Below are 10,834 nucleotides of genomic sequence, written 5' to 3' on the forward strand. Positions count from 1 at the left end.
GAACTGCGATCGAGGACGGGCACGACGCGAGGAAGCGTTTTAGGGCGGCGCCTCGCTTTGCTCCTGCTGGGCAGTCGACGCAGATGATCGTGGGGGCCGACAGCGCCAGCGATGTCGAGATCATCGGGAGCGCAAACCAGCTCTACGGCGACTACAGGTTGCGCCGCGTTTATTATTCGGCGTTCAGCCCCATTCCCGATGCGAGCGCGATCCTGCCGCTCAAGCGCCCTCCGCTCATTCGTGAGCATCGGCTGTACCAGTCCGACTGGATGATGCGCTTTTATGGATTTTCGGCGCAGGAAGTCGCAGCCGCGGCCGGGGCGGACGGCATGCTCCCCCTCGATACCGACCCTAAGCTGGCCTGGGCGTTGAAATTTCGGGATCAATTCCCGGTTGACGTCAATAAAGCTTCGCGCGAGCAATTGCTGCGGGTTCCGGGATTGGGGCCGAAGGCGGTCGCCGGCATCCTGCAAAGCCGCCGCTGGCATCGTCTGCGGCTCGACGATGTGGGCCGCCTGACGCTCTCGGTGGCGAATATCCGGCCCTTCCTCATCGCCGATGACTGGCGCCCGCGTCAGTTGGCCGATGCTCAACTGCCCTTCCCCCCGGTTGCGCGCGAACAGTTCGAACTTTTTTCCGCATAGCAGCGACGCCTTCGCGATTGCACAATTCGCATGCCGCCGTCATAAGAATGAAACGGCTGGTAACCAAAATGATGGTATGTTGCATCGCAACAGAGTCGGAATGGTGGGAGCAGCGTGATGACAGCAATGATTGCCCTGTTCGCGGTCGTGTATGGCGTTTCGGTAACCCTGCTTGGCGGCACGGCGGTCCTGTCGGTCTATTCGCCGAAGGTTCGCGAAAGCTTGATCGGAGCCAACCGCCCGACCTTCTGAACGTTTTAAGCCGCCTTCCTGCGGAGGGCGGCATCGGGCGGTCCGGCGCCTCCGGGGGGAGCGCCGGGCTCGCCATCGTAACATCAGCGACTATGCGGGATCGCTTTGGCAGGCAGTCGGGTTGATCCGACATGCATGTCGCGCGATTGCCCGTTGAAGACGATTTCGAAGCTTGGCGCGGGGCAGCGCGCGACCTCGCTTTGGCCGGAATTCCCGCTGAGGCGGTGATCTGGCAGATCGGTGCGCAGCGCGAGGATCTGTTTGGCGGCGAAACAGCGGAAACCCGTCCCGCTGTTCAATCTTTTTCCGTCCCCCGCCCCTTCCTCGATCTCGCTCGTTCGGTCGTCTGCCATGTCGACCGTGAGCGGTTCGCTTTGCTTTACACCATGCTGCTGCGGGTGCGGGACCAGCCCGGGCTGATCGAGGATCGAACTGACCCCCTCCTCCGCCGGCTTGAGATCATGGCCAAGGAGGTTCGGCGCGATATTCACAAGATGCGTGCCTTCCTCCGCTTCCGGGAGATTGAGGGTGAGCGGGGCGCACGCTTCGTCGCCTGGTTCGAACCCACGCATCATATCGTCCGCGCGAATGCCGCCTTTTTCGTCAATCGCTTCGCAAGCATGCGCTGGTCGATCCTGACGCCCGATGTTTCGCTGCATTGGGACGGCGAGCGGTTGCGTGAAGGGCCCGGCGCCGCGCGCGCCGATGCGCCGGAAGGCGACCCGGTCGAAGAGACGTGGAAGACCTATTACGCATCCATCTTCAACCCGGCGCGGGTGAAGATCGGGACGATGCTCAAGGAGATGCCGCGCCGTTACTGGAAAAACATGCCCGAGACGGCGTTGGTACCCGGCCTGATCGCGGGCGCGCAGGCACGGGAGACGGCGATGGTGGCGGCAAGCCGAGTGGAGCGAGGAGGCAACGCGGTGGCCGCCTGGGACGCGCTGCGTGAGGAGGCGCTGGAATGCACCCGCTGCCCGCTGTTCAAGGATGCGACCCAAACGGTGTTCGGGGAGGGCCCGATCGACGCGGCTCTGATGTTCGTGGGCGAGCAGCCGGGCGATCAGGAGGATCTGGCGGGCCGGCCTTTCGTCGGCCCCGCCGGGCAGATGTTCGACCGGGCGATGGAAGAAGCCGGGCTGGATCGCGCGCGGGTGTATGTCACCAACGCCGTCAAGCATTTCAAATATGAGCAGCGCGGCAAGCGCCGTATCCACGCGAAGCCCAATGCCGGGGAAATCCAGGCCTGCCGCTGGTGGATCGAGCAGGAACGCGACCTGGTCCGCCCCAAGGTGGTGGTGGCGCTCGGCGCGACGGCGGCGCGATCGGTATTCGGCAAGGCGGTGACGATCACCAACGTGCGTGGGCGCGCGCACCCGCTGACCGACGGCGCCGAGGCCTGGGTGACTATCCACCCCAGCTTCCTCCTGCGCATTCAGGATCGTGGCGAGGCGGATGCCGAATATGATCGCTTCGTCGCCGATCTGCGGCAGGTACAGGCACGCGTCGCCGCGCTGGTTTAGGTTCGCCGCGAGTTACGATCGACGCCAACCGCGCCCACGATTGCCGATCCGTCGCGCCGAGACACGTCCCATCCGGGGAATTGGTGGGCCCGACAGGACTCGAACCCGCAACCAAGCCGTTATGAGCGGCCAGCTCTAACCATTGAGCTACAGGCCCACTTCGCCCCGATAGCGGAGCAGCGGGCCGCAGGGCAAGCTCCTGTGGCAATTGCTTAGTTGCCATGAGGTGAAACTTTATTATGCAGGGACCACTATCAACTTTCAGGAAGATGCAATGGCATCGACGATGGTGATCGACGACGTGGATCGTGTGATCCTCAGCACGCTTCAGGAAGAGGGCCGGATCACCAATGTGGAGCTGGCGCGTCGCGTCGGCCTGACCGCCCCGCCCTGCCTCCGCCGTATGCGGGCTCTGGAAGAATCGGGCGTGATACGCGGCTATCACGCAGAGCTGGATGCCGGGCAGCTCGGATATGGCATCATGGTGTTCGCGCTTGTGAGCCTGAAGAGCCAGGCGGAGGACGACTTACGCCGCTTCGAGACGCACATCACGGAACTGCCCGAAGTGCGCGAATGTCATATGCTGAACGGCGAGATCGACTTCATCCTGAAGATCGTGGCGCACGATCTCCAGTCCTTTCAGTCTTTCCTCACGACGAAGCTCACGCCCGCGCCCAATGTCGCGAGCGTCAAGACCTCGCTCACGATCCGCACGTCCAAGACATCGTGCGGCATCCCGGTCGACAACGCCTGAACACAATGCCCGCCCGGGGCAACCGGGCGGGCACCATGTCGTCAGCGATCGTCCGCCAGGGGCACCCGCCTCACGCTTCGGTGGTCGGATGATCCAGATGGATCGTCCAGAAGTCAGCGATCGGCTTGCGCGGCCCCTGGACCTGCGCGAATGCCGCCTTCGCACCGGCTGCGTCGCCTTGCTGCGCGAGCGCCGCGCCGAGGCGGAGGTTGGCGACGTTCGCGTCGACCCCGCCCTTCTCCAGCGCGAGCTTATACAGCTCGACCGCCTTGGCATATTCGCCGTAACTGACGTAGGCGTCCGCCGTGTTCAGCGCCGCACGGCCATTGGCGGCGGAGCGCGCGCCCTTGTCGGACTGCGGCAGCGAGCCCTTGTCGGCGGCAATCTTCGGCTTGACGGTGTTCATGACGTCGGTCGCGTCATTCTTGCCCGTCAGATTGACGACGCCCTTGGAATTGCCTTCCTGCAGGACCGTCATCGCCTCGTTCGGGAAGCGCAGATAGACGTTCAGCGCATATTCGCGATAATCGATGTCCCCGCTCAGCGCATTGGCATGACGCAGCAGGCGGAAGACGTCGGTCTGGGCGTCGGTGTCGAGGTTGGCGCGATCCGTGAACACGCGCAGCGCCGTGTTCCAATTCTTCTTCGTCGGATAGGCGGCGACCCACTTCTTCGTGGTCTCCAGCGTGGCCGCATTGATCGCGGCCTGATCGGCCGGCGAGGCGGCCTTCGCGCGATAGCCGAGGTCGACGCCGCGCTCATACCATTCGGCCGGCGGGGTCTGCCCGGTGGCGAGCACGCGGTCGATCTGCGCGTTGACCGTCTGCAGCGCCTTCATCGTCTGGCCCTGGTTGGCCTGAGCCATCACGAGCATCGGAACGATGTCGTTATTGGTGCTGCCGGCCTGCTGCGCGGCGGTCAGCGCCTGCTCGACCTTGGCATAATCCTTCTTGTCCCACGCGACCTGCGCCTGCGCAATGTAGAGCTGCGACGCGGTGCTCGGATCGGCCTGGCCGCTCTCGATCATCAGGTCGATGCCCTGCGCCTGCTGCGCCTGATCCTTAGTGGTCTGCGACAGACGGTAGTAAAGCGAGCCGGCCGCATATTTGTCGTCGGGCGTGGACAGGACAGCCTTGGCCTTTTCCAGCTCCGTGGCGGCGGTCGCCGCGTCATTGGCTTCCAGCGCCTTTTGGGCGGCCGCCAGCGGGACCTGCGCCGCCTTCGAATAATTCTTCTTGGCGGGCTGCTCCTTCTTCTCCTTGGCGGCGATGGCGGGGCTGCCGACGCTGAGCCCCGCCAGCGCGAAAGCCAGTGCGAGGGTGGAAACGATCTTCATTGGCTCCATCTCCAAGAGTGCCGGCCGGGGACGCGGCGATCGCCGACGTGCCTAGTCCGGACGTGATAAGGGGGCAAGCCGCCTCTCTGGCATCATCCTACTGAATGGCGGCTGTATTCGGGTTGGCTCTGGTCTGCGCCGCGATCCACGCGTCGATCTTGGCATTGAAGACCGTCATCGGAAGCGCGCCCGTATCCAGCACCGCCGCATGGAAGGCGCGCGGATCGAAGCGGGCGCCAAGCGCGGCCTGGGCACGCGCCTTGGCCTTGCTGATCGTGATCTGGCCGATCTTGTACGCGAGCGCCTGGCCCGGGATGGCGATATAACGCTCTACTTCGGCGGTCGCGTCCGTTTCTGCTTCGGGCGAGTTATCAAGCATGTACTTGATCGCCTTCTCACGGCTCCAGCCATAAGCGTGAAGCCCCGTATCGACCACGAGACGCATCGCGCGCAGCATCTCATCGTTCAAACCGCCAATCCGCTGCCATGGATCGGCTTCGACGCCCAGTTCCTTCCACAGGCTTTCGGCGTAGAGTGCCCAGCCCTCTTGAAAGGCGGTATTGCCGCCAAAGCGCATGAAGTTCGGCAGCGCCTCATTCTCCTGCGCCAGGCTGATCTGGAAATGATGGCCCGGCTCGCCCTCGTGCAGGAAGAGCGTTTCCATTTCCCACGTCAGGCGTGATGGCAGGTCGTAAGTGTTGTAATAAAAGACGCCCGGTCGCGATCCATCGGGCGTGCCGCTGTTATAAGAGCCGCCCGCCGCCGTCTTCTCCTGATAAGCGGGGACCGCCCTGATCTCGAGCGGCGTCTTGGGGAGGGTCGAGAACTGCTCGGGCAGCCGCTTAGCAACCCTCTCGCGAATGGCGAAATAGCCGGCGCGCAGCTCCTCGGCGCTCTTCGGCTGGAAGCGCGGCGAGGTCCGCAGGAAGGTGAAGAAGGCCTCCGGACTGCCCTTGAAGCCTACGCGCGTCTGCTCGTCGGCCAGTGCCCGGCGGATGCGCGCCACCTCACCCAGCCCGATCGCGTGGACTTCGGCGGCAGTCGTGGGCAGCGTGGTGTTGCTCTCGATCAGATAGGAGTAGAATTTGGGGCCGCCCTTCATGGCCGACAGACCGACCTGCGCGCGCGCGGCGGCCAGATAATCGTCACGCAGGAAGTCGCGCAGCCGGGTCGCGGCCGGGATCAGGACCTCGCGAATCTGCTTGGCGTAAGCGGCGCGCAGGCGTGCGCGATCGGCCTCCCCGATCGCATCCGGGAACGCGTCGGTCGGGCCGTAGAAAGTCGACCCTTCCACCCCCTGATCGATCTGCGTCGACAATTGGTCGATCATGTTACGCACGGTCAGCTTCGACTGGACGATGCCGGCGCGCATTCCCTCGCGGAAACGCGCGATCACCTCGTCGAGCAGCCGAGCATAGGCTGCATTGCGAAGCAGATTATTCTCATAATCGGCCGGCGTCGCGAACGGCGCACTGCCCTTGCCCGAGGCCAGATCGGGATACCACAGATGGATGCCGTAGAAATGGTCGATGGGCAGGACCTTGCTGATCTGCAGCAGGTTTGGATCGCTCAGCAGCTTGAGCTTGTCGCCGAGCTGCCAGGCGAAGGTATCGTAGGCCAGCCGGTCGGTGGGATCGAGCTTGCCGCGGTCAAGCGCGCGCAGCTGGGCAAGTTCACTCTCTGCCGCCGCTTTTTCGGCCGCATAATGCGCGTCGCTGAACGGATCGCCGATCCGGTCGGCATAACGGCGATCGCCACGCGACAGCGCCTCAAGCGGATTGCGCGCGAGGCTGGCCTCGTCGCTTGCCGCGAACAGCGCGAACAGCCGGTCATGCTCGGCCGTCGCCTGCGCTACGGCCGGGGCGGCGGCAAGCGCCGCCACCAACGCGACCCCGATCCAGCGCATCCTTCCGCCCTCGAGCCTCATGCGGTCAGCGCGTCGATCATTTCGTGCAGCGCACCGAGACAATCCTCGCCCAGCCGCATCGAGCGCTCGGCCGACCAGCCGAATTCGGGATCGGGCAGGTCGTCATTGTCCTTGAACGGCATTTCGAGCGTCATCGACACCGCGCCATAGCGCTCGGCGAGCTGATTGGTGGACATGGACAGGTTAGCCTGCCCCGTGCCGGCGACGGCATAGCCATGGCGGAACTGGAAGTCGGGCGAGCGCCGGGCAAGCGTTTCCCGGTAACGCGCGAACAACTTGCCCTGACGCTCGGTCCAGCTCGGTATCCCCTCGAAACCGGCGAGGAACACGTAGGGGATCGCCTCGTCCCCATGGACGTCGATCGCGAAATCCACGCCGGTCTCGTCCATCCGGTTGCGCACCGCCAGCACTTCGGGGCTGCGCTCGGCGGTCGGCTCGTGCCATTCGCGATTGAGGTTCACGCCGGCAGCGTTGGTGCGCAGGTGCCCACGGCGCGATCCGTCCGGATTCATGTTGGGCACGACATGGAAGGTCGCCTCTCGCCGGAGAACGCGTGCGACCGGATCCGCCGGATCGGTCAGGCGCGCCAGCGCGCCCTCCATCCACCATTCGGCCATTGTCTCGCCCGGATGCTGGCGCGCGTAGAGCCAGACCTGCGCCCGCCCTTCCCCGACCGTCAGGCAATCGATCTCCTGCCCGTCAAGCGTCCGGCCGAGCGAGCGATAAGAGACACCCGGCAATGCGGCGACGCTCGAGACCAGATCGTGGTGCCGCTCGATCGAGTAAGGCGCGAAATAGGCGAACCACAGCGAATCGCTCGCGCACGCATGGCGGATTGTCAGGACCCCGTCGGCAAAGCTGGTCTCGGTCTGCCGCCACGTCTCGCGATCATCCGACCAGCGCGCGCGATACCCGGGCCATCCGTCGGGATAGGCCGACCGCCCGGCATTGACGATCCGCATTTCGACCGTGCGCCCCGCCGCCCCGGTCAGGCGGAAATGGAACCACTGGTAGAAATCCGACTGGTGATCGCGCGCGATTTCCAGATCGAAACGATCCTTGTCCTGCGACAGGACACGGATGTTGCCGCTGTCGAACGCGGCGGAGATATGTGCGGTCATTTCACGCTGATAGTGCGGCCCGACGTCCCCGGAAAGTCCCGGAACATGGCGGCGGCAAGCTTGCCGACCGCCGCCTCGGGTTGGGTGGACGGATCGCCAAAGCGACCGCTTGTCTCCGCCCGCCCCTCCCAGATCGTCGTTCCGTCCGACCGGCGCTTGATCTGGACCGTCAGACGCGTGCCGACGTGCTGGGACGGTCGCCCGGTCACGGGGACGTTAACGCCGCCCCCCACGCCGCCGCCGCGCCCGAACGTCCCGCCGCCCAGCCCGATCGAAAAGGACGAGCGCGGGGGGCCATCGAAGAACATGCGGTCGACCACCACGGCGGCCACCTGTTCCGACTTGGTCAGGCCGGATGACTCGCTGAACCCGACCCGCGCCAGTTCAGCCCCGACGATGTTGGCGTAAGCCTGGAATTCGGGGGATCCCTTGTCCGCCGGCAGAAGCGGCTCGACCGTAATCTGGCCGCGCGCGATCGGCTCGCCCAGATGGAAGCGGGTCACGCGGGTTTCGGGCTTGCTGGCACAGCCGGCAAGCGCCACGGCGCCGATTAAGGCCAAAGCGAAAGTCGAACGCATTCAGATGCTCCTCGGGAAGCGCGTCGTTACGCCCATGCAACGCCCGACTTTGGACTTCGCTGCAAGGGGAAATGGTTGACAGACAACGGCTCGCCGCATAAGCGAGCGCCTCTTTCGACAACCCAAGACCATAAGGCAGGCGTTACGGCCATGAAGATCCGCAATTCCCTGAAGTCGCTCAAGGATCGGCATCGCGACAATCGCGTGATCCGCCGTCGCGGCCGCACCTATGTCATCAACAAGACGAACCGGCGCTTCAAGGCCCGCCAGGGCTGATCCAAACGTCGCATCGTTGAACGCAAAACGGCCGCGCGATCAGCGCGGCCGTTTTTGTTTGTGCGTATGTCGGCAAGTACGTTGCCCGACATCGCCGGGTCGCGCCGACCACGCGTTCGGCGCCCCCCGTGGATCGAAGGCGCGCCCGCCGGACGGCGCGCCTTCCGCCTCACTCGTGTCCTTCGAGTTCCTTGCCGGTCAGCCGCTGGACATGCAGCATGTTGGTGGATCCGGGCGTCCCGAACGGCACACCGGCCATCATGATGAGCCGGTCGCCCGCCTGGCTGAGCTTGTGCCGCAGCGCCATCCGCTTGGCCTTGCCGACCATCTCCTCGAAGCTCGTCACATCCTTGGTATGAACCGCGTGTGCGCCCCACAGCAGGCCGATCCGTCGCGCCGCGCGGAGCGACGGCGTGAGCACCAGCAAAGGCACCGCCGGGCGCTCGCGCGCGATCCGGCGTGCCGAGGAGCCCGATGAGGTGAAGCAGATGATCGCGCTGGCCGAAATCGTGTCGGCGATGTCGCGCGCCGCCTCGGACAAAGCGTCGGCGGTGGTGGGATCGGGCAAGGTTTCCGTGAAGTGGAGCCGGGCGCGATAGCCGGGATCGTTTTCGACCGCGACCGCGATCCGATCCATCATCGACACCGCCTCTTCCGGCCAGGCGCCGGCGGCGCTTTCGGCCGACAACATCACCGCGTCAGCGCCGTCATAGATGGCGTTGGCGACGTCCGACACCTCGGCCCGGGTTGGGGACGGTGCGACGATCATCGATTCGAGCATCTGCGTGGCGACCACGACCGGGCGGCCCATGCGGCGCGCGGTAGCGACGATGCGCTTCTGGACGAGCGGCACCTGCTGCGGCGGCAATTCGACGCCCAGGTCGCCGCGCGCGACCATCACGGCATCGGCGAGTTCGAGGATTTCCTCCAGCCGGTCGACCGCCGCCGGCTTCTCGATCTTGGCAAGAACCGCCGCCTTGCCACCGATCAGGCGGCGCGCCTCGGCAACGTCTTCGGGCCGCTGGACGAAGGACAGGGCGATCCAGTCGGCCCCCTGCTCCACCGCGAAGCTCAGGTCGGCGCGATCCTTCTCCGTCAGCGCCGCCATCGGCACGACCACGTCGGGGACATTCAGCCCCTTGGAATTGGACAGCGGCCCGCCGACTTCGACGATCGTCTCGATCCGGTCGGCCTCGACGGCCGAAACGCGCAGCACCAGCTTGCCATCGTCCAGCAGAAGCCGCGCTCCAACCTCGAGCGCGGCGAAAATCTCCTTATGCGGCAATTCGACGCGGGTCGCATCGCCGGGCGTCGGATCGCGATCGAGCACGAAGGTCGCGCCGGTCTCCAGCACCACCTTGCCGTCCGCGAACTTGCCGACGCGCAGCTTCGGCCCCTGCAGATCGAACAGGATCGTGGTAGGACGGCGAAGCTCCTTTTCGAGCGAGCGGATCGCCTCGACCAGGGGAATCTTGTCGGCGTGGGCGCCGTGGCTCATGTTGATGCGAAAGGCGTCCGCGCCCGCCATGAACAGCTTACGGATCATCTCCAGCGAACCGGAGGCGGGGCCTAGGGTCGCAAGAACGCGGACCTTGCGGCTGCGCGGCGCAAACTGGATCGACAAAGTCACCTCTCACCTTAACCGCCGCCGGCGCGCGGCATCGTACATCACGCTCGCCGATAGGATGACGCCCGCCGGTAATGCAATGCGCGCGTTACCGTCCGGTTATCCTTTCAGGCGCATGTCGAGATAATCGTCCACCGACCGCATCAATTGCGGCATTTCGTGCTCGAAAAAGTGGTTTGCGCCCGGGATCACATCGTGATGGATCGTGATGTGTTTCTGCGTGCGCAGCTTATCGACCAGCTTCTGCGTTGCGCCGGGAGTCGCCACCTCGTCCGCCTCGCCCTGGATCAGGATGCCCGACGACGGGCACGGCGCCAGGAAGCTGAAGTCGTACAGGTTTGCGGGCGGCGCGATCGAAATGAAACCCTTGATCTCCGGGCGGCGCATCAGGAGCTGCATGCCGATCCACGCGCCGAAACTGACACCCGCGATCCAGGTGGTCTGCGCCTCGGCATGGATCGACTGGACCCAATCGAGCGCGCTGGCGGCGTCGTAAAGCTCGCCGACCCCATTGTCGAAGACGCCCTGGCTCTTGCCGACTCCGCGGAAGTTGAAGCGCAGTGTGGCGAAGCCGCGCCGCACGAATGTCTTGTAAAGCTCCTGCACGATGCGGTTGTTCATCGTGCCGCCGGCCTGCGGATGCGGATGCAGGATCATGGCGACCGGCGCGCGGGGGCGCGGGGGCGGGCTGAAACGGCCTTCGAGGCGGCCTTCGGGACCGGGGAAAATGACGTCGGGCATCGCTCTCGCTTGTGCTGGAGATCGGGCGCTTGGGTCTGCGCGTGCGTCGCGCCTA

Annotated in this window: 10 protein-coding genes, 1 tRNA gene and 1 pseudogene; 5 read left to right on the plus strand and 7 right to left on the minus strand. The window is 65.1% G+C overall.

Translation table 11 applies throughout. The features are described 5' to 3' along the window. From ACOJSF_RS06370 to ACOJSF_RS06380, 3 genes and pseudogenes are all read left to right on the plus strand, one after another. A pseudogene (locus tag ACOJSF_RS06370) lies at window positions 1-644 on the plus strand (biotin synthase); the annotation flags it as partial. Between the two features lie 117 nt (window positions 645-761). Then, on the plus strand, window positions 762-896 hold the full coding sequence (locus ACOJSF_RS06375) for a hypothetical protein (protein ID WP_420141381.1): 135 nt from the start codon (window positions 762-764) through the stop codon (window positions 894-896). A 131-nt stretch (window positions 897-1,027) separates the two neighbouring features. Continuing rightward, window positions 1,028-2,419 (plus strand): UdgX family uracil-DNA binding protein, encoded by a 1,392-nt coding sequence (locus tag ACOJSF_RS06380; RefSeq protein ID WP_420141382.1) that lies wholly within the window; start codon window positions 1,028-1,030, stop codon window positions 2,417-2,419. Between the two features lie 81 nt (window positions 2,420-2,500). Here ACOJSF_RS06380 and ACOJSF_RS06385 read toward each other — a convergent pair. Next, window positions 2,501-2,576, minus strand: a tRNA-Ile gene (locus ACOJSF_RS06385). Window positions 2,577-2,693: 117 nt separating this feature from the next. Between ACOJSF_RS06385 and ACOJSF_RS06390 the strand changes: the two genes are divergently transcribed. Next, a complete protein-coding gene (locus tag ACOJSF_RS06390) occupies window positions 2,694-3,173 on the plus strand; it encodes an Lrp/AsnC family transcriptional regulator (protein WP_420141383.1) in 480 nt (159 codons plus the stop codon). Between the two features lie 70 nt (window positions 3,174-3,243). Here ACOJSF_RS06390 and ACOJSF_RS06395 read toward each other — a convergent pair whose 3' ends face one another. The 4 genes from ACOJSF_RS06395 to ACOJSF_RS06410 all read right to left on the minus strand — a co-directional run bounded on the left by ACOJSF_RS06395 (window position 3,244) and on the right by ACOJSF_RS06410 (window position 8,135). Beyond that, entirely contained in the window at window positions 3,244-4,509 is a 1,266-nt protein-coding gene (locus ACOJSF_RS06395) for a hypothetical protein (protein WP_420141384.1), read from the minus strand. Window positions 4,510-4,606: 97 nt separating this feature from the next. Then, window positions 4,607-6,415, minus strand: coding sequence for a DUF885 domain-containing protein (locus ACOJSF_RS06400; protein ID WP_420141385.1), 1,809 nt, complete (start codon window positions 6,413-6,415; stop codon window positions 4,607-4,609). 17 nt (window positions 6,416-6,432) lie between these two features. Beyond that, window positions 6,433-7,557: a M14 family metallopeptidase gene (locus ACOJSF_RS06405; protein WP_420141386.1), complete on the minus strand. Its 1,125-nt coding sequence runs from the start codon at window positions 7,555-7,557 to the stop codon at window positions 6,433-6,435. Next, a complete protein-coding gene (locus tag ACOJSF_RS06410; protein WP_420141387.1) occupies window positions 7,554-8,135 on the minus strand; it encodes a DUF4136 domain-containing protein in 582 nt (193 codons plus the stop codon). The genes ACOJSF_RS06405 and ACOJSF_RS06410 overlap by 4 nt, the downstream gene beginning before the upstream one ends. Window positions 8,136-8,285: 150 nt before the next feature. On the opposite strand from ACOJSF_RS06410, the gene ykgO reads away from it, so the two are divergent. Continuing rightward, window positions 8,286-8,411, plus strand: a complete 126-nt coding sequence (gene ykgO / locus ACOJSF_RS06415; RefSeq protein WP_003046794.1) for a type B 50S ribosomal protein L36 — start codon at window positions 8,286-8,288, stop codon at window positions 8,409-8,411. 169 nt (window positions 8,412-8,580) lie between these two features. Here the strand turns inward: ykgO and pyk are convergent, their stop codons facing one another. Then, window positions 8,581-10,035 carry a pyruvate kinase gene (gene pyk, locus ACOJSF_RS06420; protein ID WP_420141389.1) on the minus strand — a complete coding sequence of 485 codons (1,455 nt, stop codon included), beginning with the start codon at window positions 10,033-10,035 and terminating at the stop codon, window positions 8,581-8,583. A 102-nt stretch (window positions 10,036-10,137) separates the two neighbouring features. Next, a complete protein-coding gene (locus ACOJSF_RS06425) occupies window positions 10,138-10,779 on the minus strand; it encodes an alpha/beta hydrolase (RefSeq protein ID WP_420141388.1) in 642 nt (213 codons plus the stop codon). Window positions 10,780-10,834 lie beyond the last annotated feature (55 nt).

It is taken from the genome of Sphingomonas sp., assembly GCF_048594985.1.
In the GTDB taxonomy this organism is placed as follows: domain Bacteria; phylum Pseudomonadota; class Alphaproteobacteria; order Sphingomonadales; family Sphingomonadaceae; genus Sphingomonas_I.